This window comes from Rhizobium sp. RAF36 (genome assembly GCF_052114105.1).
Classification (GTDB): Bacteria; Pseudomonadota; Alphaproteobacteria; order Rhizobiales; family Rhizobiaceae; genus Rhizobium.
The window spans coordinates 970,639-991,625 of record NZ_JBFREC010000001.1 but is presented as its reverse complement, the minus strand read 5'-3'; the positions used below and the strand labels follow the sequence as shown (position 1 = coordinate 991,625).

24 protein-coding genes are annotated in these 20,987 nt (G+C 60.1%); 17 read left to right on the top strand and 7 right to left on the bottom strand.

Annotated features, from left to right (window positions below):
* The first annotated feature begins 288 nt into the window (after positions 1-288).
* Positions 289-1,479, top strand: a complete 1,191-nt coding sequence (locus tag AB4Z25_RS04950) for a cystathionine beta-lyase (protein WP_112539571.1) — start codon at positions 289-291, stop codon at positions 1,477-1,479.
* On the opposite strand, the gene AB4Z25_RS04945 is transcribed toward AB4Z25_RS04950, so the two are convergent.
* Both AB4Z25_RS04945 and AB4Z25_RS04940 read right to left on the bottom strand, forming a co-directional pair.
* A complete protein-coding gene (locus tag AB4Z25_RS04945; RefSeq protein WP_442207882.1) occupies positions 1,480-2,622 on the bottom strand; it encodes an FAD-dependent monooxygenase in 1,143 nt (380 codons plus the stop codon).
* A 28-nt stretch (positions 2,623-2,650) separates the two neighbouring features.
* A complete protein-coding gene (locus tag AB4Z25_RS04940; RefSeq protein WP_112388092.1) occupies positions 2,651-2,896 on the bottom strand; it encodes a zinc-finger domain-containing protein in 246 nt (81 codons plus the stop codon).
* Between the two features lie 158 nt (positions 2,897-3,054).
* Between AB4Z25_RS04940 and AB4Z25_RS04935 the strand changes: the two genes are divergently transcribed.
* The 7 genes from AB4Z25_RS04935 (at position 3,055) to clpA (ending at position 9,460) form a co-directional block, all read left to right on the top strand.
* Positions 3,055-3,834: an alpha/beta hydrolase gene (locus tag AB4Z25_RS04935; protein WP_112539567.1), complete on the top strand. Its 780-nt coding sequence runs from the start codon at positions 3,055-3,057 to the stop codon at positions 3,832-3,834.
* A gap of 132 nt (positions 3,835-3,966) precedes the next feature.
* Positions 3,967-4,800: a serine O-acetyltransferase gene (gene cysE / locus AB4Z25_RS04930; protein ID WP_112388094.1), complete on the top strand. Its 834-nt coding sequence runs from the start codon at positions 3,967-3,969 to the stop codon at positions 4,798-4,800.
* A 140-nt stretch (positions 4,801-4,940) separates the two neighbouring features.
* The gene (locus AB4Z25_RS04925) at positions 4,941-5,144 is read left to right on the top strand and encodes a DUF3126 family protein (protein WP_112388095.1); all 204 of its coding nucleotides are present in this window, start codon (positions 4,941-4,943) and stop codon (positions 5,142-5,144) included.
* A 149-nt stretch (positions 5,145-5,293) separates the two neighbouring features.
* A complete protein-coding gene (locus AB4Z25_RS04920; RefSeq protein WP_112539803.1) occupies positions 5,294-5,740 on the top strand; it encodes a DUF3597 domain-containing protein in 447 nt (148 codons plus the stop codon).
* 230 nt (positions 5,741-5,970) lie between these two features.
* Complete coding sequence (locus AB4Z25_RS04915; RefSeq protein WP_112388097.1) at positions 5,971-6,342, top strand: phasin family protein; 372 nt, start codon at positions 5,971-5,973, stop codon at positions 6,340-6,342.
* A 258-nt stretch (positions 6,343-6,600) separates the two neighbouring features.
* Complete coding sequence (gene clpS / locus AB4Z25_RS04910) at positions 6,601-6,954, top strand: ATP-dependent Clp protease adapter ClpS (RefSeq protein WP_112388172.1); 354 nt, start codon at positions 6,601-6,603, stop codon at positions 6,952-6,954.
* Positions 6,955-6,964: 10 nt separating this feature from the next.
* Positions 6,965-9,460 (top strand): ATP-dependent Clp protease ATP-binding subunit ClpA, encoded by a 2,496-nt coding sequence (gene clpA, locus AB4Z25_RS04905; protein ID WP_112539565.1) that lies wholly within the window; start codon positions 6,965-6,967, stop codon positions 9,458-9,460.
* A 68-nt stretch (positions 9,461-9,528) separates the two neighbouring features.
* Here the strand turns inward: clpA and AB4Z25_RS04900 are convergent, their stop codons facing one another.
* The 5 genes from AB4Z25_RS04900 to AB4Z25_RS04880 form a co-directional block, all read right to left on the bottom strand.
* Complete coding sequence (locus AB4Z25_RS04900) at positions 9,529-9,819, bottom strand: Dabb family protein (RefSeq protein ID WP_112539563.1); 291 nt, start codon at positions 9,817-9,819, stop codon at positions 9,529-9,531.
* A gap of 26 nt (positions 9,820-9,845) precedes the next feature.
* Entirely contained in the window at positions 9,846-10,274 is a 429-nt protein-coding gene (locus AB4Z25_RS04895) for an HIT family protein (RefSeq protein WP_112539561.1), read from the bottom strand.
* Between the two features lie 51 nt (positions 10,275-10,325).
* Positions 10,326-11,516, bottom strand: a complete 1,191-nt coding sequence (locus AB4Z25_RS04890; RefSeq protein WP_112539559.1) for a GNAT family N-acetyltransferase — start codon at positions 11,514-11,516, stop codon at positions 10,326-10,328.
* Positions 11,517-11,594: 78 nt separating this feature from the next.
* Positions 11,595-12,314: a glycerophosphodiester phosphodiesterase gene (locus AB4Z25_RS04885; protein WP_112539557.1), complete on the bottom strand. Its 720-nt coding sequence runs from the start codon at positions 12,312-12,314 to the stop codon at positions 11,595-11,597.
* A gap of 1 nt (position 12,315) precedes the next feature.
* Complete coding sequence (locus AB4Z25_RS04880) at positions 12,316-12,783, bottom strand: RidA family protein (RefSeq protein ID WP_112539555.1); 468 nt, start codon at positions 12,781-12,783, stop codon at positions 12,316-12,318.
* Between the two features lie 136 nt (positions 12,784-12,919).
* Here AB4Z25_RS04880 and AB4Z25_RS04875 point away from each other — a divergent pair, with 136 nt between their 5' ends.
* The 9 genes from AB4Z25_RS04875 (at position 12,920) to rseP (ending at position 20,866) form a co-directional block, all read left to right on the top strand.
* Complete coding sequence (locus AB4Z25_RS04875; RefSeq protein ID WP_112388104.1) at positions 12,920-13,759, top strand: cell envelope integrity EipB family protein; 840 nt, start codon at positions 12,920-12,922, stop codon at positions 13,757-13,759.
* 48 nt (positions 13,760-13,807) lie between these two features.
* Positions 13,808-14,515, top strand: coding sequence for a pentapeptide repeat-containing protein (locus tag AB4Z25_RS04870; RefSeq protein WP_442207881.1), 708 nt, complete (start codon positions 13,808-13,810; stop codon positions 14,513-14,515).
* A gap of 210 nt (positions 14,516-14,725) precedes the next feature.
* Positions 14,726-15,493: a 30S ribosomal protein S2 gene (gene rpsB / locus AB4Z25_RS04865; RefSeq protein ID WP_112388105.1), complete on the top strand. Its 768-nt coding sequence runs from the start codon at positions 14,726-14,728 to the stop codon at positions 15,491-15,493.
* 239 nt (positions 15,494-15,732) lie between these two features.
* Complete coding sequence (gene tsf / locus AB4Z25_RS04860; RefSeq protein ID WP_112388106.1) at positions 15,733-16,659, top strand: translation elongation factor Ts; 927 nt, start codon at positions 15,733-15,735, stop codon at positions 16,657-16,659.
* Between the two features lie 95 nt (positions 16,660-16,754).
* Positions 16,755-17,477, top strand: coding sequence for a UMP kinase (pyrH, locus tag AB4Z25_RS04855; protein ID WP_112388174.1), 723 nt, complete (start codon positions 16,755-16,757; stop codon positions 17,475-17,477).
* A 53-nt stretch (positions 17,478-17,530) separates the two neighbouring features.
* A complete protein-coding gene (gene frr / locus AB4Z25_RS04850) occupies positions 17,531-18,091 on the top strand; it encodes a ribosome recycling factor (protein WP_112388107.1) in 561 nt (186 codons plus the stop codon).
* A 34-nt stretch (positions 18,092-18,125) separates the two neighbouring features.
* Complete coding sequence (locus AB4Z25_RS04845) at positions 18,126-18,869, top strand: isoprenyl transferase (RefSeq protein ID WP_112539553.1); 744 nt, start codon at positions 18,126-18,128, stop codon at positions 18,867-18,869.
* On the top strand, positions 18,869-19,705 hold the full coding sequence (locus tag AB4Z25_RS04840; protein WP_112539551.1) for a phosphatidate cytidylyltransferase: 837 nt from the start codon (positions 18,869-18,871) through the stop codon (positions 19,703-19,705). Before AB4Z25_RS04845 ends, AB4Z25_RS04840 begins: the two co-directional genes overlap by 1 nt.
* Positions 19,706-19,732: 27 nt before the next feature.
* Positions 19,733-20,866 carry an RIP metalloprotease RseP gene (gene rseP, locus AB4Z25_RS04835; protein WP_112539549.1) on the top strand — a complete coding sequence of 378 codons (1,134 nt, stop codon included), beginning with the start codon at positions 19,733-19,735 and terminating at the stop codon, positions 20,864-20,866.
* Positions 20,867-20,987: the final 121 nt, after the last annotated feature.

Here is a 20,987-nt window from a genome sequence, read left to right as displayed (position 1 = left end):
CCTCCCGGCGCGAGTGGTTCTATCACAGTCGCAAATGCCAATACGGTCAAGTGTCGCGGCTAATAAATGCGGCAAAATTCGGCATTTTGGCAAAATGCGCCGTTCTGATAGGCAGTTGGATAGTATTTGGGCAGTGTTTTGCGGAAAAATACCGCGCAATTCACTGATATATCTGCGAAACTAACGTTCCGGGTAATTTTCGGCCCGTCGCGGCTACGGGGTTGACCCGACTTTTCCTGAGGTCCAAAACTCGCCCATTGCATCCCTCGCCAAAGGCTATTTCAGACTATGAAAGACAAAGACGGTCTCCTGCAGAACGCCGGTATCAACACCCGCCTCTCGCATATCGGCAACGACCCTTCGGAATATCACGGTTTCGTCAATCCGCCCGTCGTGCACGCATCGACGGTGTTGTTTCCGAATGCCAAGGCGATGGAAACACGCGGGCAGAAATACACCTATGGCACCCGCGGCACGCCGACCACCGATGCGCTCTGTGAGGCGATCGACGAGCTCGAAGGTTCCGCGGGCACGATCCTCGTGCCGTCGGGTCTTGCCGCCGTCACCGTGCCGTTCCTCGCGTTTCTGTCTTCGGGCGATCACGCGCTGATCGTCGATTCCGTCTACACGCCGACCCGCCATTTCTGCGACACCATGCTGACGCGCATGGGCGTCGATGTCGAATATTACGACCCGGCGATCGGTGCCGGCATCGAGCAGCTGTTCAAGCCGAACACCAGGCTCGTCCACACGGAAGCGCCGGGCTCGAACACGTTCGAGATGCAGGATATTCCGGCGATTGCCGCGATTGCCCACAAGCACGGCGCCGTCGTTGCCATGGACAATACCTGGGCCACGCCCGTCTATTTCCGCCCGCTCGATTTCGGCGTCGATATCTCGATCCACGCGGCAACCAAATATCCGGCCGGCCATTCCGATATCCTGATGGGCACCGTCTCGGCCAATGCCAAGCATTGGGAGCAGCTGAAGGAAGCCAACATCACGCTCGGCATCTGCGGCGCCCCCGATGACGCCTATCAGGTGCTGCGCGGTCTGCGCACCATGGGCATCCGTCTGGAGCGTCACAATGAAAGCGCGCTCGCGCTCGCCAAGTGGCTGGAAGGCCGCGAAGAGGTGGCCAAGGTGCTGCATCCGGCACTGCCGAGCTTCAAGGGTCATGACATCTGGAAGCGTGACTTCAAGGGCGCCAGCGGCATCTTCTCCTTCGTGCTCAAGGTCGATTCCGCCGAGCAATACAAGGCGAAGGCCCATGCCTTCCTCGATGCGCTCAGCATCTTCGGGCTCGGCTGGTCCTGGGGCGGCTTTGAATGCCTGGCCGTTCACGTCAACCTGCACGACCGCCGTATCGCCAAGGCGCCGGAAGGGGGCCCGCTGATCCGCCTGCAGATCGGCCTCGAAGACGTTGCCGATATCAAGGCCGATATCGAACGCGGCTTTGCAGCAGCCAAGACCGTCTGATCAGCCGAGCGGCCGGTAGCCGTAGATCCAGTCGAGATCCGCCGCGAGGCTTTGCGGCGGTTTCATCGACAGCACGATATCACGCCCGATCCTGATAGGGCCGCCGGCGTGATAGGCAAAGCGGTTGAATGCGCCGCGCTTGCGGATCTTGGCGATCCGCGGGCCCCGATGCGCCTCGAAGCGGGGCAGGGCCCGCTCGATGGGATTGCTGCCCAGAAAATAAGCCAGCTCATAGGCATCTTCGATCGCCATGGCCGCGCCTTGGGCTGCGAACGGCATCATCGCATGCGCAGCATCGCCGATCAGCACGCGGTCGCGTCCGTTCTGCCACGATCCCTCAGATACCTCATAGAGCGGCCAATAGGTCGGCTCGATATTGCGAAGCAGGGACAGAGCTTCGGGATGCCAGCCGCGGAAGCGTGAACGCAAAGTCTCCAGCTGGTGACTCGCCGCGCCACTATCCCACCGCTCGGTGTTTTCATTGCCGCTGGTGATGGCGACGAGATTGAAGCTCGCCGTTTCCTTCAGGGGATAGCAGACGAGATGCACCGATCCACCGAGAAACGCCGAGACGCTGTTCCTGTCGAGAAAGTCAGGCGCCGCGGCGGCTGTGATCGTGAAGCGATAGGCGATGTTGCCGGAAAATCGGGGCGAAGGCGAACCATCGATCGCGGCTCGCGTCTTCGACCAGACGCCGTCCGCGCCGATCAGCACGCCCGGGCCATTAGACGGCAAGCCTGCGGATTCGATTGGAGTACCAAGGTGCAGCTGGCAGAGCGGATTGGCGCGCACCGCATCCAGAAGCACGCGCTGAAGCGTTGCACGGTGCAGGACGCCGTAGGGAGCATCCCATCGCCCACGGGCGAAACGGCCGGCGGGAACGGCAGCGAGCTGCCGCAACGTGTCGCCCGCAACGAGCCGGATCATCTCCGGCTCGAGCCAGCATTTCTCGATCTCGCCGAGAACGCCGAGTTCACGGAGAATGCGCGATGCATTGGGGGAAAGCTGCAGGCCGGCACCGACCTCTGCCAGTGCGCCGGCCTGTTCGAAAATATCGGAACGGATGCCCCGTTTGGCCAGTGCCAGCGCGGCTGTCAGCCCTGCAATTCCTGCGCCCGCAATGGCGGCGTGCTCGACCGGCATCGTTTGTCCGATCTTCAGGAGAGAATGATCAGGCGGCCTTCACATGGAAGACGCAGCCGGCCGGGTTCGTCTGGTTGGCCTTCAGCGCGCCATTGAAACGAAACAGGGTCGAGCAATAGGAACAGACCTTTTCGTTGTCGTCGCCCATGTCGATGAAGATATGCGGATGGTCGAACGGCACGGATGCGCCGGTGCACATGAATTCCTTCACGCCGACTTCGATCACGCGGTGTCCGCCGTCGTTCTGGAAGTGAGGAATGCTGTGGCCGGCCATGTCTGTCTCCGAATGCTTTGAAATTTGGCCGGACATTACCGTCCTTCGCCGCAAATGTGTAGAGCCAAAGCGCCGCAAGCGGCATGGTTTTTTGCCCGCCGGGGTTCACCTCGCGGCAGCGATAAAATATGGTCCGGCGCAAACCGGGGCCCGCCTTTATGAATTTGAATACGCCTGCATTCTCCAGCTTCACGCATGACGGCCTGAAACTCGCCTATTTCGACGAAGGCGACCCGAATGGCCCGCCGGTCCTGCTCATTCACGGCTTTGCCTCGACGGCGAGCGTCAACTGGGTGCACCCGGGCTGGCTGAAGACGCTGGGCGACGCCGGTTACCGCGTCATTGCCATGGACAACCGCGGCCACGGCGCCAGCGACAAGCCGCATGATGCCGAAGCCTACCGCCCGTGGATCATGGCGGCGGACGCGATGGCGCTTCTCGATCATCTCGGCATCCCCGAAGCAAACGTCATGGGCTATTCGATGGGCGCGCGCATTTCGGTCTTTGCGGCGCTGGCCAATCCGCACCGCGTCTGCTCGCTGGTGCTTGGCGGCCTCGGCATCGGCATCACCGATGGCGTCGGCGACTGGGATCCGATCGCCGACGCGCTGCTGGCGCCGTCGCTCGACACCGTGACCCACGACCGCGGCCGGATGTTCCGCGCCTTTGCAGAGCAGACGAAGAGCGACCGCGAGGCGCTGGCCATGTGCATTCGCGGATCCCGCGATCTCGTTGCCCGCTCCGACATGGGCAAGATCGAAGCGCCAACGCTGATTGGCGTCGGAACGAAGGACGACATTGCGGGTTCGCCTCAGGAACTTGCCGCCCTGATGCCGAATGCCGAAGCGCTCGATATCCCGGGCCGCGACCATATGCTGGCTGTCGGCGACAGGGTTTTCAAGAAAGCGGTTCTGGAGTTTTACGAGAAAGTCGCCTGACGGTGACATGCCGCTGTTGAGCAGATATTCACGGAAAAATCATTCTAGAAGGCGCTGGCGGCCCGACCCATTTATGTTACAGCCGTTTTGCTCTATACACTGACGTTCCCACGGGAAATGAGGAGACCGGTAATGGTCGCGAAGACAGACATTCGTCCTCTTGAAGCTGCAAGCCCGCTCAAGGTGATGGATCCGATCTGGGACAGCCTGCGCGAAGAAGCGCGCATTGCTGCCGAGAAGGATCCGGTACTGGCGGCTTTCCTTTATTCGACGGTGATCAATCACCGCTCGCTGGAAGAATGCGTCATCCACCGTATCTGTGAACGCCTCGACCACCCGGACATGCAGGCGACGCTGCTGCGCCAGGCCTTCGATGAAATGCTGTCGGACTGGCCGGAATGGAGCGACATCCTGCGCGTCGACATCCAGGCGATCTATGACCGCGATCCCGCATGCCTCCGCTTCATGGAAGCCGTGCTCTATTTCAAGGGCTACCATGCCCTGCAGACGCATCGTCTGGCGCATTGGCTGCTCAACCGTGGACGCCGCGATCTGGCGCTCTATCTGCAGAGCCGTTCGTCAAGCGTCTTCCAGACGGATATAAATCCGGCGGCCCGGATCGGCAGAGGCATCTTCCTCGACCACGCAACCGGTCTCGTCGTTGGCGAGACGGCGGTGATCGGCGACAACGTCTCGATCCTGCATGGCGTGACGCTCGGCGGTACCGGCAAGGAAGGCGCAGACCGCCATCCGAAGATCGGCAGCGGCGTGCTGATCGGAGCCGGGGCGAAGATTCTCGGCAATATCGAGATCGGCTACTGCTCGCGCGTTGCGGCAGGCTCGGTGGTCTTGAAGGCCGTTCCGCCGAAGACGACCGTCGCAGGCGTGCCGGCGAAGGTCGTCGGCACCGCAGGGTGTTCGGAGCCGTCCCGCGTCATGGACCAGGTGATCGGCGCGGATATCTGAGCCGGTCATATTCGCAGAGGCTGAAAAAAAGCTGGTGAAAATCGCAAGGGGAAAGCCGGGCACGTTGGCCTGTCTCAACCTTTACAGCGCCACTTTTCGTGTGCAAGAAGCGGCCACCAGAGACCGCTAGGAGATCAAGTGTGAAGCCCGAAGAACTCAAGAAGCTCGACGCCTACTTCAAGAAAACGCTCAATCCGGAGATCGTCGTCAAGGCGCGCCCGCGCAAGAACGACTCGGCTGAAGTTTACCTCGGCGAGGAGTTCCTGGGTGTCGTCTATATCGACGACGAGGACGGTGACCGCTCCTATAACTTCTCGATGGCGATCCTCGACGTCGATCTCTGATCCGGCGCCGATTGACATTGCGTGACGGGCCGCTTTTGCGGCCCGTTTGCGTTTTATGGCACGCAATCGGTCCTCAACGCTGGATCGCGCCGCTCTCTGCTCCATTTTAGTGATTGCGAATGCGATCAATCATCATGGAGGCCTGGGACATGGGAATTTTCGACAAGATCAAGCACGCTATTTTCGGGGAGGCGAAAGCGGCTCCCGTTACGGCGGCAGCCGCGCCGAAGGTTGAACCGGCCGCAACTCCGGCCCCGCCATCAGCTGCGCCTGCGCCTGCGCCTGCCGCTGCGGCACCGGCACCTGCGGCTTCCACTGCGCCAAAGGCTGCATCGGCCGCCGTCGATATCGTTCCGATCCTCGATGCTGCCGTGAAAAAAAGCGGCCAGAAACTCGACTGGCGCCGCTCGATCGTCGATCTCATGAAGGCCGTCGGCATGGATGCAAGCCTTGCCGAGCGCAAGGAACTGGCAGCCGAGCTCGGCTACTCAGGTGACACAGGCGACTCCGCCAAGATGAACATGTTCCTGCACAAGGCGCTGATGAAGAAGCTCTCCGAGAACGGCGGCAAGGTGCCCGCCGATCTGCTAGATTGAGCCGGTAAAAGCAATGTGTTTCGAGGCTTCGCTGGCTACCGGCGAAGCCTCTGGTTGCGTCTGGCTGATATATGTCTGCAAAATCAACGACCGACGTACGTTCATCTTTTTCCGGAAAACATGCGGCATCGTGAATGCACGCATGAGTAGTTTTGCATCGCACAAAATCTCTTGACTCCTGATGGTTTGCGGCTACCATTTTTGCTGCAGAGCCGAAGAGGAGGATGCGCATGTTCAACTTTGACGATACGAGCCGCAAGAGCAAGGAAGCCATGGACACGATGCTCAAGAGCTATTCGGATAGCGCCAAGGGCTTCCAGGCAATTGCCACCGAAGCCGTGGAATATTCCAAGAAATCGTTTGAAGACACCGTCAGGCATTTCGAAGCGCTTTCGGGCGTTCGCAGCATCGAGGCTGCCTTCGACCTGCAGAGCAGTTTCGTGAAATCGTCCTATGAAAGCTTCGTCGCCGAAGCCACCAAGATGGGCGACATGTATTCCGACCTCGCCAAGGGCGCCTACAAGTCCTACGAGGCGCAGGTTCCGGCACCGGTCGTGAAGGCTGCGAAAGCGGCCGCACAGGCGACGCCCGCCGCTGCCTGATTCCATGCGCCTTGTGGCGCACCCCTTGAAAAATGAAGACCGGCTACGCACTTGCGGCCGGTCTTTTTTGTTTTCTGCTCTGTTCAAGAAATAGTCCGGGACTTTTTTGGCGTTTGCGTCAAGTCCTGCGGAATTGTGATTGCAGTCGGGAACAAGGGGCTTAAAATCGCAGCATTATGAACTAAGTTAGTGTTTCAGATATTCGGTGGGTAAAGCATCCTCCCATGCACCATCGGACTGATCGAGGAATGAATGAAAATGATCGCAAAGCCGATCCGGATGCAAAACGATGGCGAAAGGAACGGGGACAACGGAAATCGCGGAACCTCGGTCATTACACGTACGAAGCCGAAGACCAAGAAGCCTAATCTCTACCGCGTGCTCATCCTGAATGACGACTACACTCCCATGGAATTCGTCATCCACATCCTGGAGCGGTTTTTCCAGAAAGATCGCGAAAGTGCCACCCGCATCATGCTCCATGTCCATAACCACGGCGTCGGCGAGTGCGGGATATTCACATACGAGGTAGCGGAAACGAAGGTGAGCCAGGTGATGGACTTTGCCCGGCAGCATCAGCATCCGCTGCAATGCGTCATGGAAAAGAAGTGAGGATCACAACGTGCCAACATTTTCGCCTAGCTTAGAAAAGGCGCTCCATCAGGCACTGACCTTTGCCAACGAGCGGCATCACGAATATGCGACGCTCGAGCATCTGCTGCTCGCCCTTGTCGACGACTCCGATGCGGCCGCGGTCATGGGTGCCTGCAACGTTGATCTCGACGCGCTCCGCAAGACGCTGATCGAGTATATCGACAACGAACTTTCCAATCTGGTCACCGGCTATGACGAGGACTCCAAGCCGACATCCGGCTTCCAGCGCGTCATCCAGCGTGCCGTGATCCATGTGCAGTCGTCGGGCCGCGAAGAAGTGACGGGGGCAAACGTCCTCGTCGCGATCTTTGCCGAACGCGAAAGCCATGCCGCCTATTTCCTGCAGGAGCAGGAAATGACCCGCTACGACGCGGTCAACTACATCTCGCACGGCATCGGCAAACGGCCGGGCTCGTCGGAAAGCCGCACCCCGCGCGGTGCCGAGGATGAATCCGAGAGCAAACCGAGCGCATCGCGCGGCGGCGCCGAAGACGATACCGCAGGCAAGAAGCAGCAGGATGCGCTGAAGGCCTATTGCGTCAATCTCAACGAGAAGGCCAAGACCGGAAAGATCGATCCACTGATCGGCCGTCATGCCGAAGTCAGCCGCACGATCCAGGTCCTGTGCCGCCGTTCGAAGAACAATCCGCTCTACGTGGGCGACCCGGGCGTCGGCAAGACGGCGATTGCCGAAGGTCTTGCCAAGCGCATCGTCGAAGGCAAGGTGCCGGAAGCGCTGGCTGACGCGACGATCTTCTCGCTCGATATGGGCACGCTGCTCGCCGGCACGCGCTATCGTGGTGACTTCGAAGAGCGTCTGAAGCAGGTCGTCAAGGAGCTCGAGGAATATCCGGGCGCCGTGCTGTTCATCGACGAAATCCACACCGTGATCGGTGCGGGCGCCACTTCGGGCGGCGCCATGGATGCGTCGAACCTGCTGAAGCCTGCTCTGTCGTCCGGTGCGATCCGTTGCATCGGTTCGACCACCTACAAGGAATATCGCCAGTTCTTCGAAAAGGACCGGGCTCTGGTCCGCCGCTTCCAGAAGATCGACGTCAATGAGCCGTCGATCGACGATGCGATCGAAATCATGAAGGGCCTGAAGCCCTATTTCGAAGAATACCACCACCTGCGCTATTCGAACGACGCCATCAAGTCGGCTGTCGAGCTGTCGGCCCGTTACATCTCGGACCGCAAGCTGCCGGACAAGGCGATCGACGTCATCGACGAGACGGGTGCAGCGCAGATGCTGCTGCCGCCCTCGCGCCGCCGCAAGCTGATCACCGAAAAGGAGATCGAAGCGACGATCGCGACGATGGCCCGCATCCCGCCGAAGACGGTATCGAAGGATGACGAAGCCGTTCTTGCCAATCTCGAGCAGGAATTGCGCTCGGTGGTCTATGGCCAGGATACGGCGATCGAAGCCCTGTCGACCGCGATCAAGCTGGCGCGTGCCGGCCTGCGCGAACCGAACAAGCCGATCGGCTCCTACGTCTTTTCCGGCCCGACAGGCGTCGGCAAGACCGAGGTCGCCAAGCAGCTTGCCTCGTCGCTCGGCGTCGAGATGCTGCGCTTCGACATGTCGGAATACATGGAGCGGCACACCGTCTCGCGTCTGCTCGGTGCACCTCCCGGCTATGTCGGCTTCGACCAGGGCGGTCTTCTGACCGACGGCGTCGATCAGCATCCGCATTGCGTCGTTCTTCTCGACGAGATCGAGAAGGCGCATCCTGATATCTACAACATCCTGTTGCAGGTCATGGACCACGGTACGCTGACCGACCACAATGGCAAGAAGATCGACTTCCGCAACGTCATCCTGATCATGACGACCAATGCGGGCGCATCGGAGATGGCCAAGGCTGCCTTCGGCTTCGGTTCGTCCAAGCGGTCGGGCGAAGACGAGGAAGCGCTGAACCGCCTCTTCACACCGGAGTTCCGCAACCGTCTGGATGCGATCATTCCGTTCGCATCGCTGCCGACTGCTGTCATCCACAAGGTCGTCCAGAAGTTCATCATGCAGCTGGAAGCACAGCTTTCCGAACGCAACGTGACCTTCGACCTCCACGAGGATGCGATCGCCTGGCTGGCGGAACGGGGTTACGACGAGAAGATGGGCGCCCGCCCGCTGGCTCGCGTCATCCAGGACGTCATCAAGAAGCCGCTGGCGAACGAAATCCTCTTCGGCAAGCTGAAGAAGGGTGGCGTGGTTTCCGTCACCGTCGGTCTGAAGGAAGACGGCAAGCCTGGTATCGTGCTCAATTCCGTTTCGGAACTGGCACCGATCAAGCCGAAGCCCGAGGCCGAACTCATCCATCCCGACACGGATGGCGAGGATGATGGCGAGCTGAAGACCAAGCCGAAGAAGGCGACGGTCAAAAAGGCCAAGGCGCAAGCCGAGCCGGAAGTGAAGGCGGCGACGAAGAAGAGCAGCACGGTTCCGAAGGTTCCGCGCAAGAGCTGATTGTCACCGCATGGTGAATTGAAAAAGGCCGCAGTGATGCGGCCTTTTTTGCGTCTGCCGATGCGGCTTCAGAGCGGCGTGTAGTCGATCTCCAGAAAGTCCTCGACCTCCGGAACCCAGCGGTCGCGCACGAAAGCGGTATGCACCGGGTGGATATTATAGGCGTCGTAGCCGGCCTGGTTCTCGAATTCCATCGAGAAGCCGAAGGTGAAGGCGTTCTTGCCGCTGGTCTGCCGCAGCTGCTCGAAATTGCGCACGCTCGGAATGGCCGCAAGCGTCAGTGCTTCGGTGAGGAAAGCCTTTTCCTCCGCCGAGCCGGCCGGATGCTTCAGGCGGAATGCCACCGTATGACGGATCATCTTAGTCTCCCAGGTTCTGCTGCGGCTCAGGCGAGTTCGGCTCTGATCTTCTCGGCATTCGCAGCCAGCACCGCGCCGTCTTCCATCGTACCGGAATGCGGCTTCAGCGCCACGCCGTCGTGGCGCGGGATGACGTGGAAGTGCAGGTGGAAAACGGTCTGTCCGGCGGCCGGGTCGTTGAACTGGCAGACGAAGACGCCGTCGGCATCGAAGGCATCCTTAACCGCATTGGCGATCTTCTGAACAACGGTGATCGAATGCGACAGCGCTGCCGGATCGGCATCGAGAATGTTGCGGGACGGAGCCTTGGGAACGACGAGGACGTGGCCCGGCGCCTGCGGCATCACATCCATGAAGGCCACCGTATGATCGTCTTCATAGACCCGGTGCGACGGGATTTCGCCGCGCAGGATCTTGGCGAAGATGTTGTTGTCGTCATAGGCGGCGCTGGTCATGGTGAAATCTCCTCGTGTTTGCAATCGGGTAACGCGGTGACGGCGAGTGCGTCAATCCTCCTGCTGCCGCTCTCCCTTGCGGAACGGGCTGTGGTCGGTGAGGATCTCGTTCATATGCTCGACATCCTCGCGCTCGCGCTTGAGATAATCGGCGATCGCCCGTCGCAGACCGGCATGGGCGACATAGTGGGCGGAATGCGTTGTCACCGGCAGGTAACCTCTGGCGAGCTTGTGCTCGCCCTGCGCTCCGGCCTCGACACGCTTCAGGCCTTTCGCGAGGGCAAAATCGATCGCCTGATGATAGCAGACCTCGAAATGCAGGTAGGGGTGATCCTCGATACAGCCCCAATGGCGGCCATAGAGTGTATCGCCGCCAATGAAGTTGATGGCGCCCGCCACATAGCGGCCCTCGCGCTTGGCCATGACGAGCAGGATATCGTCGGGCATCCGCTGGCCGATCAGCGAATAGAATTCGCGCGTCAGATAGGGCCGGCCCCACTTGCGGCTGCCGGTATCCATGTAGAAGGAAAAGAACTGGTCCCATATCCGTTCGGTCAGGTCGCTGCCGGTCAGCCAGTCTATGCTGATGCCGCTTTCCAGTGCTGCGCGCCGTTCCTTCTTCAACGCCTTGCGCTTGCGTGACGCCAGGGTTTCCAGGAAGGCGTCGTGATCGGCATAGTCATCATTGATGAAGTGGAACTGCTGGTCGGTGCGATGCAGATAGCCGTCGGTCTCGAAGACCGAGATCTCGTCCTCGGGCACGAAGGTCACATGCGCCGAGGAAACGCCGAGCTGACGCACGACCTCCTTCAGGCTCTCGGCAATCACGCTCTGAACCGGACGCCGCTCAAAACCCTCGGCAACGAGCAGCCGCGGACCGGTCGCCGGCGTGAACGGGATCGAGCATTGCAGCTTCGGATAGTATCGCCCGCCCGCCCGCTCGAAAGCATCCGCCCAGCCGTGGTCGAAGACATATTCGCCCTGGCTATGGTTCTTGAGATAGCCGGGCAGGGCGCCGATCAGCTCGCCCTTGTCTGTCTCCAGAAGCAGGTGATGGCCAAGCCATCCGGTGTCCGCCGTTGCGGAGCCTGATTCTTCGAGCGACGAGAGAAAAGCGTGAGACAGGAACGGATTGTAAGGGACGGTGTTTGCCGTCTTCGATGTCCCGGAAAGCCGTGACCAGCTCTCCGGGGAAATCGCGGTAAAGGACCGTTCGACGCGGATCGATAGTTCATCAGTCATGGAGCAAAAGACGAGGCCGTTGGGGGAGGAAAGTGGCTCCCTTCCAGTCTGCGCATGATCTTGTCCAAAAAGCGAGCATCAAACCGAAGCGCGGGGATCAAAGCCTTCAAAAGTCATTTGATCGGCATTTTCGAATGTATGCTTGCGGGCCTTCTCGTCGCGCACGGTCCAGGTGATCACGGGGATACCCTTGTCGCGCTGGCCCGAGATGAACGGGTTCGGCAGATCGGCGAAGAAATAGGAGATGAAGTCGAGGCCGAGCGCCATCGCCTTCTCGTGAACCTCGAATTCCTCGGGCTTGTTACCGCCAGCCGTCAGGCCGACGGGGTAGGGTGCCTTCAGTTCCTTCAGGTCGCGCAGCAGCCAGTGGTCGAAGCTCATCAGCGCGACCTTGCCCTGGTAGCCTTCCAGCACTTCGAGCACGGTCTCGGCAAAGCCCTCGTCATCGGCTTCACGGCCCTTGAGCTCGAGCACCAGCGGAACCTTGCCCTGAACGAGATCGAGCAGCTGCTTCAGAGTCGGGATCTTGTCGGCGGTGCCGCCGACGGAGAGCAGGCCGAGCTCCTTGGAGGTCCGCTCGCGGATATCGCCCGGCATGTTGCAGAGGCGCTCAAGGTTCTCGTCGTGGAAAACGATTGGAACGCCGTCGGAGGCATAATGCAGATCGCACTCGATGGCGAAGCCCGCCTCGACGGCGCGCGAAAACGCCGTCAGCGTGTTTTCCCAGACGAGCTTGTTGGTGTCGTGGTAGCCGCGATGCGCGACCGGCAGTTCCTTGATCCAGGCGGCGGATGTCATGTTATGCGATTTCCATGATGGCATCGATTTCGACGGCGGCGTTGAACGGCAGCGCGGCCATGCCGACGGCAGCGCGGGCATGCTTGCCGGCGTCGCCGAGAACATTGGCGATCAGGTTGGAGGCGCCGTTGATGACGAGGTGCTGCTCAACGAATTCAGGCGCCGACGCGACAAAGCCATTGAGCTTGATGACGCGCTTGATGCGGCCGAGGTCGCCGCCGAGTGCGGCACTGGCCTGCGCCAGGATGTTGATGGCGCAAAGCTCAGCGGCGCGCTGACCGGCGGCAACGTCGACATTCTTGCCGAGATGGCCGCTGACGGCGACTTTGCCGCCTTCCATGGGGAGCTGGCCGGAAATGTAGAGAAGGCCGCCGCTGATCACATAGGGAACATAATTGGCAGCCGGAGCAGCGGCTTGCGGCAGGGTTATCCCCATTTCCTTGAGTTTTGCGGCAATCTGGTCGGACATTTTCGCCTCCACTTTCATTGTCAATGCTTCAAAAATTATGCATCAAGACTAGAATGTTGCGTATGACAGCTTCCAGCCTCGATTTGGCCGAAAGCGTTCTTATAACATCGCGGCCGAGTCCAACAGGAGATAATGGATGTTCCGATCGAGTCTTGCCGCTCTGCTTATCGCAAGCGTTTCCGCACCGGCCCTAGCCGCCGCGCCCGCGGCGGGCGCTGCGATCGCGTCAGGCCTCGTGGCGCATCGCGCGATCTATGATCTCGAACTCAAGGACGCATCCGAACGCTCAGGCATTGCCGGCATGTCCGGCCGCATGGTCTATGAATTCAACGGTAGCTACTGCGAAGGCTTCACCACGAATTTCCGTTTCGTGACGCAGATCGATACGGGTGAAAACACCCGGGTCAGCGACCAGCAGACTAAGACCTTCGAAAATATCAAGGACCGCAAATTCACCTTCGAGACCAAGTCCTTCACCGACGACCAGTTGGACAAGGAAGTCAACGGCGCGGCCAGCGACAAGCCGAATGGCGTGACCGTCGACCTGACGAGCCCGCAGACGAAGGAATTGCAGCTGGCGGAAAGCCGCTTCCCTACGGAACACATGCTCGACGTGATCGAGAACGCCAAGTCTGGCAAACGCTTCTTCGAGGCCCGCGTCTTCGACGGTTCCGATGATGGCGACAAGGCGCTGGCGACGACGACCGTCGTCGGCAAGCAGATCAGCCCCAAGGCGGGCGACGAGGCCGATGCCGGCAATGCTGGCGCCTTCGCCAAGCAGGCTTTCTGGCCGGTGACGATTTCCTACTTTAACGAGAACAGCAAGACGGACGCCTTGCCTGTCTACCGGATGTCGTTCAAGCTCTACGAGAACGGCATTACCCGCGATCTCACCATGGACTACGGTGATTTCGTCCTGACCGGCAAGCTCGCGAAGCTGGAAATGCTCGACAAGAAGCCCGAGACCTGTAAGTAGCTGAATAGCCGCTTCGACGCGGCAGGTCTTTTTCCGGGGGAGGATGGCATGACCTGCATGCCAGTGAAAATGCTTGCTTCTTCGGTCATTGCGCTCGCAGCCTTCTGCGCAGCCATGCCGGCATTTGCTGCCGATTGCGGCGAGACGCCAGCGTCCGGCGTTGATTGGAGCAATTGCAACAAGAAGAACCTTATGCTCGAATCGAGCGACTTCGAAGGCGCCAACCTGGCTGATGCCGACCTGTCGCAAACGAGCCTCAAGGGCGCCAACCTCACATCAGCCAATTTCGAAAAGGCGACCCTGATCCGCGCCTGGCTCGAGAATGCCAAGGCCGACGGTGCGAAATTCGACAAGATCGAAGCCTATCGCTCCGTCTTCCAGAGCGCATCGGCGCAGAAGGCATCCTTCGCCGCGGCCGAGTTGCAGCGTGCCGATTTCACCGGTGCACAGTTGTCAGGCGCCAGCTTCGAGAAGGCCGAGCTTGGCCGCACCAACTTCGCCAAGGCGACGCTCAACGAATCCAAGTTCGCGCTGGCAAACCTGTCGCGCGCCAATCTGGTTGGCGCGACGCTTGGCGGAAAGGTCAGTTTCGACCGCGCCTTCATGTATCTGACGCGCATCGAAGGCGTCGATCTTTCGACTGCCACCGGACTGGAACAGGCGCAGATCGACCTCGCATGCGGCGACGCGACGACGAAGCTGCCCTCGGGGCTGAAGGCTCCCACAGATTGGCCGTGCCCCGCAGAGCCCAACTGATGCCGGTAAGGCCCGGCGCTCAGATCGCCGGGCGTCGGTTTTTTTCAGAGAAACCCTTGCAATCGAGGTGAATCGACTGTAAGGGCACCCGCATTCCACACGTAAGGCATGGGATTGTCCGGGAGAAATCCGGATTGTTCCGCCCGGTGGCATTCTCGAAGAGGATGCTGTTCGCCTTGCGGAGGTTCAACCGGAAAAGGATAACAAGGCATGGCATTGCCCGATTTCTCTATGCGCCAGCTCCTCGAAGCAGGCGTCCACTTCGGCCACCAGACGCACCGCTGGAACCCGAAGATGAAGCCGTACATTTTCGGCGATCGTAACAACATCCACATCATCGACCTGGCTCAGACCGTTCCGATGCTGTCGCGCGCTCTGCAGATCGTCAGCGACACGGTTGCTCGTGGCGGCCGCGTTCTGTTCGTTGGCACCAAGCGTCAGGCTTCCGAGCTCATCGCTGACTCGGCCAAGCGTTCCGCTCAGTACTACGTCAACTCGCGTTGGCTCGGCGGCATGATGACCAACTGGAAGACGATCTCCAACTCGATCCAGCGCCTGCGCAAGCTCGACGAAATCCTTTCCAGCGACGCCTCCGGCTTCACCAAGAAGGAACGTCTGAACCTTGAGCGCGAGCGCGAAAAGCTCGACAAGGCCCTCGGTGGTATCAAGGACATGGGCGGCACGCCGGACCTGATGTTCATCATCGACACCAACAAGGAAAAGATCGCGATCGACGAAGCCAAGCGCCTCGGCATCCCGGTCGTCGCCATCATCGACTCGAACTGCGATCCGGACCTCATCGACTACCCGATCCCGGGTAACGACGACGCGTCGCGCGCCATCGCTCTCTACTGCGACCTGATTGCTCGCGCTGCCCTCGATGGCATTGCGCGTCAGCAGAGCTCGTCTGGCCGTGACCTCGGCGCTTCCTTCGAAGCTCCGGCCGAGCCTGCGCTCGATGAGACGGCTCAGGCCTGATAAACAAGCGGCGGATCTTACGGTCCGCTTTGCTTGACTGAATTGGGAAAAGGCCGCGCGAGACTTTGCGAAGTTCCGGCGGCCTTGACCTTTTCAGGCGAAGGCATCCGCCATTGCCTGACATGTTTCGTTATGGCGCGTCATTCATCACGCTGTCATACATACAGGTACATTTCGTGCCTCAATCCGGTGCCGCACGCGTTTCGCGGGCCACCGTTGAACCGACAAAGAGGAAGCTTATGACCGAGATTACGGCTGCACTGGTGAAGGAACTGCGCGAAAAGTCTGGCGCAGGCATGATGGACTGCAAGAAGGCGCTGCTCGAAAACAACGGCGACATCGAAGCATCGATCGACTGGCTCCGCGCCAAGGGCATCTCCAAGGCCGACAAGAAGGCTGGCCGCGCTGCTGCTGAAGGCCTGATCGCCATCGCCGGCGCTGGCCACAAGGCTGTCGTCGTCGAACTCAACTCGGAAACCGACTTCGTTGCCCGTAACGACGCCTTCCAGGACCTCGTTCGCGGTATCGCCAGCGTTGCGCTTGCGACCGACGGCACGGTTGAAGCCATCGCGGCTGCGACCTACCCGGCATCCGGCAAGCCGGTTATCGACACCATCAAGGACGCGATCGCCACCATCGGCGAGAACATGACGCTGCGCCGCTCTGCCAAGCTCGAAGTCGAGCACGGCGTTGTCGCGACCTACATCCACAACGCTGCTGGCGACGGCATCGGCAAGCTCGGCGTTCTCGTCGCGCTGAAGTCGGAAGGCGACAAGGCTGTCCTGACGTCGATCGGCCGCCAGGTTGCCATGCACATCGCTGCGACCAACCCGCTCGCCATCCGCTCTGAAGAAGTCGATGCCGCTGTCGCCGAGCGCGAACGCAACGTCTTCATCGAACAGGCCCGCGAATCCGGCAAGCCGGAAGCGATCATCGAAAAGATGGTCGAAGGCCGCATGCGCAAGTTCTTCGAAGAAGTCGCTCTTCTCTCGCAGGCTTTCGTCATCAACCCTGACCTGACGGTCGGTGCTGCTGTCCAGGCTGCCGAAAAGGAAGCTGGCGCCAAGATCGAAGTCGTCGGCATGGCACGTCTCCTGCTCGGCGAAGGCGTCGAAAAGGAAGAGAGCGACTTCGCTGCCGAAGTCGCTGCTGTTGCCAAGGGCTGATAGCCTCTCTTACATGTGAAAACGCAAGGGCATCGCGTGACAACGCGATGCCCTTCGTGTATCCGGCAGTCAGCGGTGATAAACGAGGAGCCAAGATGTCGCGAGAGCCTGTCTACAAACGCGTTCTACTCAAGGCTTCCGGCGAAGCCCTCATGGGCAGCCAGGGTTTTGGCATCGACGTAGCGGTCGCGGACCGCATTGCTTCCGATATCGCGGAAGCCCGCCATATGGGCGTTGAGGTCGGCGTCGTTGTCGGCGGCGGCAATATTTTCCGTGGCGTTGCCGTAGCCTCCAAGGGTGGCGACCGGGTGACCGGCGACCACATGGGGATGCTCGCAACCGTCATCAACGCGCTGGCGCTGGCAACCTCGCTACGCAAGCTGAATATCGACACCGTGGTGCTGTCGGCTATCGCAATGCCGGAGATCTGTGAAAGCTTCTCCCAGCGCGCGACGCTCTATCACCTGTCGCTTGGCCGCGTGGTGATTTTCGCCGGCGGTACCGGCAATCCCTTCTTCACCACCGATTCGGCTGCAGCACTGCGCGCCGCCGAAATGGGCGCAGAGGCGATCTTCAAGGGCACGCAGGTTGACGGCATCTATTCGGCTGATCCGAAGAAGGTTCCCGATGCGACGCGCTTCGACCGCCTGACCCACAAGGAAGTGCTCGACAAGGGCCTCGCGGTGATGGACGTGGCTGCCGTCGCGCTTGCCCGCGAAAATTCCATTCCGATTATCGTCTTCTCGATCCACGAGAAGGGCGGTTTCGCTGAAATCTTGACGGGCGGTGGTCTCAAGACCATCGTATCCGACAACTGACAAAGACGGCGCCGCAAACACGGCGCGATTCCGACTGAGACGGGAGCATGACTATGAGCGAAGGCATCGACATCAAGGAAATCAAGCGCCGCATGGATGGCGCAGTTTCCTCATTCAAGAGCGATATCGCATCGCTGCGCACCGGCCGTGCCTCGGCCAATATTCTGGATCCGGTCACCGTCGAAGCCTATGGTTCGCGCATGCCCCTGAACCAGGTTGCCAACATCACCGTTCCCGAGCCGCGCATGCTGTCGGTCTCCGTCTGGGACAAGTCGATGGTCGGCGCCACCGATCGCGCGATCCGCGAATCGAACCTCGGTCTCAACCCGATCGTCGATGGCCAGAATCTCCGCATTCCGCTGCCTGAGCTCAACGAAGAGCGCCGCAAGTCGCTGGTCAAGGTTGCTCACGACTATGCCGAAAAGAGCAAGGTGGCGATTCGCCATGTTCGCCGCGACGGCATGGACGGCCTTAAGAAAGCCGAAAAGGACGGTGTCATTGGCCAGGATGAAAGCCGGGCGCAATCCGATCGTGTGCAGAAGATGACGGATGAGACGATTTCCGAAATCGATCGCTTGCTTGCCGAGAAGGAAAAGGAAATCATGCAGGTCTAGGCTTTCGCCTGCGCCCCAAGAGACCGGACGGGAAATGTCGGAACCAGCATTCGTGAGCATGCCAGAACATGTTGCCATCATCATGGATGGCAACGGCCGTTGGGCCAAGCAACGCGGCTTGCCGCGCGCCATGGGGCACCGCAAGGGCGTGGAGGCGGTCCGTGCGACCGTCCGCGCTGCCGGTGACGCTGGCATCAAGTATCTGACCCTTTTTGCATTTTCGTCCGAAAACTGGCGCCGGCCGGAGGCCGAGGTTTCCGACCTGATGGGCCTTCTCAAGGCCTTCATCCGTCGTGATCTCGCCGAGCTTCACTCGGAGAATGTCCGCATCCGCATCATCGGCGACCGCCACACGTTGCGCAGCGATATTCTCGATTTGCTGCTGGAAGCCGAAGAGACGACCAGCAACAATACCGCGCTGACGCTGGTCATCGCTTTCAACTACGGCTCGCGCGACGAGATGGCGAGAGCCATGGTCAGCCTTGCCAGGGACGTCGAGGCCGGCCGTCTGCGGACGCAGGACATTACGCCAGCGCTGATCAACGCCCGGCTCGATACGGCTGGCATTCCGGATCCGGACCTGATCATCCGCACCAGCGGCGAAGAGCGGCTGTCCAATTTTCTGCTCTGGCAGGCCGCCTATTCCGAGCTGATTTTCGTGCCGGAATACTGGCCGGATTTCGGACGCGAGCTGTTCTATTCGGCGCTTGAGAAATACGCCGCCCGCGACCGCCGCTTCGGCGGACTGTCGTCCCAAGCCGCGGCAGTGGGTACTTGATGCAGCAGGAACTGAAGCTTCGCATCATCTCGGGCATCATCCTTGCCATCATCGTGCTTGCGGCGACCTGGTACGGTGGCTTGGCGTTTCAGGCGCTGTCGGCGCTGATCGGGCTGCTGATCTACTATGAATGGTCGACGATCACCCGCCTTAGCGTCGAGCAGCCGGTTGCCAATGCCGCAGGCTGGGCCGGGCAGGGTGCGATCGCCCTCGCAATCCTCCTTGGCCGCTTCGATTGGGCCCTCGGACTTCTCCTGGCGGTTTTCATCGTTGCCATCGGCTTCACGCTGCTGCGTGGCGTTAGCCGCTGGTTTCCGGCAGGTGTCGTCTATGCCGGGCTGACGGGCATTGCGCTGGCTGAGATCCGTGGCGTCGATACCGGCGGCCTGCATGCCATGCTTTTCCTGTTTGCCGTGGTATGGGCGACCGATATCCTCGCCTATTTCGTTGGCCGGGCAATCGGCGGGCCGAAGCTGGCACCGAAGATTTCTCCCGGCAAGACCCAGTCAGGTGCGATGGGCGGCGCGGTTTCCGCTGTGATCGCCGGCAGCTTGATTGCCTATTTCCTGGTGCCTGAGGCCGATTGGCTGGTCGCCGCTGCGGTTGCGTTCATCCTGTCGGTCTGCAGCCAGGCCGGAGATCTCTTCGAATCCTTCATCAAGCGCCGCTTCGGCGTCAAGGATTCCAGCCGTCTCATTCCGGGACATGGCGGCGTCATGGACCGTGTCGATGGCCTGATTTTCGCCTGCTTTGCGGCTTTCTTGCTTGCGACGTGTTTTTCATTGACAAGAGGCGGCACAGCAGCGCCGCTTGGCGCGGCGTTGTTCGGACTTTGAATTCGCGGAAAGGCGGCGGAAGAAACTATGGAAGGCTTGACCGGAATATTCGGCTTCCTGACGGGGTATATCATCCCCTTCGTCCTCGTTCTCTCGCTGCTCGTTTTCGTGCACGAGATGGGGCACTATCTCGTCGGCCGCTGGAGCGGCATCCGCATCCTGGCTTTTTCTGTCGGCTTCGGCCCTGAGATCATCGGATTCAGCGACCGCCACGGCACGCGCTGGAAGATCTCCGCCATTCCGCTCGGTGGTTACGTGCGGTTCTTCGGCGACGAGGATGCATCGAGCAAGCCGGATGCCAGCGTTCTGAATGCCATGTCCGAAGAGGACAGGGCGCGGTCTTTCGCAGGCGCCAAGCTCTGGAAACGGGCCGCGACCGTGGCGGCGGGTCCGATTGCCAATTTCATCCTCGCGATCGCCATCTTTACCGTACTGTTTTCGATCTACGGCCGCTCGGTCGCCGATCCGGTCGTTGCCGAGGTCAAGCCCGAAAGTGCGGCTGCTGAAGCTGGTATATTGCCGGGTGACCTGCTGATCGCCATCGACGGCGGCAAGGTCGAGACCTTTGATGACGTGCGCCGCTATGTCAGCATCCGTCCCGAGCAGAAGATCGTCGTCAGCATCGAGCGCAATGGCGAAAAGCTGGACCTGTCGATGGTGCCGAAGCGTACCGACATGAGTGACCAGTTCGGCAACAAGATCGAGATCGGCCTGATCGGTATCGTCACCAATCAGGAAGTCGGCCATTTCCGCGTCCAGACCTATACGCCGGTCGCAGCCCTGAAAGAGGGTACGATCCAGACCTGGCATATCGTTACCGGCACGTTCAAATATATCGGCAATCTCTTTGCCGGATATATGAAGCCCGACCAACTGGGCGGCCCGATCCGCGTTGCACAGGCCTCCGGTCAGATGGCGACGCTCGGCGTTGCTGCTTTGCTGCAACTCGCAGCAGTATTGTCCGTCTCTATTGGATTGCTTAACCTGATGCCTGTACCGGTACTTGATGGCGGGCATCTGATGTTCTATGCGATTGAAGCGGTGAGGGGAAAACCTTTGGGGTCCTCGGCTCAGGAAATTGCATTTCGCATCGGCCTGGCTATGGTGCTTTCGCTAATGGTTTTTGCCACCTGGAATGACATAAGCGCGCTAATTGGATAGCGCGTGCGGTGAGGGAAAATTACCGTTTATTTACGATGTTTCAAAGCTGTAGTGGCGAATGGGTCACGCTTCGAAATGAAGTAAACAGAAATTAACTTGCTACCTTGCTTGTATGTCAAAA

What these genes read in the sequence shown, in the direction of transcription:
- AB4Z25_RS04950 (WP_112539571.1), top strand. Translation starts at nt 289, where the DNA reads ATGAAAGACAAAGACGGTCTCCTGCAGAACGCCGGTATCAACACCCGC.
- AB4Z25_RS04945 (WP_442207882.1), bottom strand. Translation starts at nt 2,622, where the DNA reads ATGCCGGTCGAGCACGCCGCCATTGCGGGCGCAGGAATTGCAGGGCTG.
- AB4Z25_RS04940 (WP_112388092.1), bottom strand. Translation starts at nt 2,896, where the DNA reads ATGGCCGGCCACAGCATTCCTCACTTCCAGAACGACGGCGGACACCGC.
- AB4Z25_RS04935 (WP_112539567.1), top strand. Translation starts at nt 3,055, where the DNA reads ATGAATTTGAATACGCCTGCATTCTCCAGCTTCACGCATGACGGCCTG.
- cysE (WP_112388094.1), top strand. Translation starts at nt 3,967, where the DNA reads ATGGTCGCGAAGACAGACATTCGTCCTCTTGAAGCTGCAAGCCCGCTC.
- AB4Z25_RS04920 (WP_112539803.1), top strand. Translation starts at nt 5,294, where the DNA reads ATGGGAATTTTCGACAAGATCAAGCACGCTATTTTCGGGGAGGCGAAA.
- AB4Z25_RS04915 (WP_112388097.1), top strand. Translation starts at nt 5,971, where the DNA reads ATGTTCAACTTTGACGATACGAGCCGCAAGAGCAAGGAAGCCATGGAC.
- clpS (WP_112388172.1), top strand. Translation starts at nt 6,601, where the DNA reads ATGATCGCAAAGCCGATCCGGATGCAAAACGATGGCGAAAGGAACGGG.
- AB4Z25_RS04900 (WP_112539563.1), bottom strand. Translation starts at nt 9,819, where the DNA reads ATGATCCGTCATACGGTGGCATTCCGCCTGAAGCATCCGGCCGGCTCG.
- AB4Z25_RS04895 (WP_112539561.1), bottom strand. Translation starts at nt 10,274, where the DNA reads ATGACCAGCGCCGCCTATGACGACAACAACATCTTCGCCAAGATCCTG.
- AB4Z25_RS04890 (WP_112539559.1), bottom strand. Translation starts at nt 11,516, where the DNA reads ATGACTGATGAACTATCGATCCGCGTCGAACGGTCCTTTACCGCGATT.
- AB4Z25_RS04885 (WP_112539557.1), bottom strand. Translation starts at nt 12,314, where the DNA reads ATGACATCCGCCGCCTGGATCAAGGAACTGCCGGTCGCGCATCGCGGC.
- AB4Z25_RS04880 (WP_112539555.1), bottom strand. Translation starts at nt 12,783, where the DNA reads ATGTCCGACCAGATTGCCGCAAAACTCAAGGAAATGGGGATAACCCTG.
- AB4Z25_RS04875 (WP_112388104.1), top strand. Translation starts at nt 12,920, where the DNA reads ATGTTCCGATCGAGTCTTGCCGCTCTGCTTATCGCAAGCGTTTCCGCA.
- AB4Z25_RS04870 (WP_442207881.1), top strand. Translation starts at nt 13,808, where the DNA reads ATGACCTGCATGCCAGTGAAAATGCTTGCTTCTTCGGTCATTGCGCTC.
- rpsB (WP_112388105.1), top strand. Translation starts at nt 14,726, where the DNA reads ATGGCATTGCCCGATTTCTCTATGCGCCAGCTCCTCGAAGCAGGCGTC.
- tsf (WP_112388106.1), top strand. Translation starts at nt 15,733, where the DNA reads ATGACCGAGATTACGGCTGCACTGGTGAAGGAACTGCGCGAAAAGTCT.
- pyrH (WP_112388174.1), top strand. Translation starts at nt 16,755, where the DNA reads ATGTCGCGAGAGCCTGTCTACAAACGCGTTCTACTCAAGGCTTCCGGC.
- frr (WP_112388107.1), top strand. Translation starts at nt 17,531, where the DNA reads ATGAGCGAAGGCATCGACATCAAGGAAATCAAGCGCCGCATGGATGGC.
- AB4Z25_RS04845 (WP_112539553.1), top strand. Translation starts at nt 18,126, where the DNA reads ATGTCGGAACCAGCATTCGTGAGCATGCCAGAACATGTTGCCATCATC.
- AB4Z25_RS04840 (WP_112539551.1), top strand. Translation starts at nt 18,869, where the DNA reads ATGCAGCAGGAACTGAAGCTTCGCATCATCTCGGGCATCATCCTTGCC.
- rseP (WP_112539549.1), top strand. Translation starts at nt 19,733, where the DNA reads ATGGAAGGCTTGACCGGAATATTCGGCTTCCTGACGGGGTATATCATC.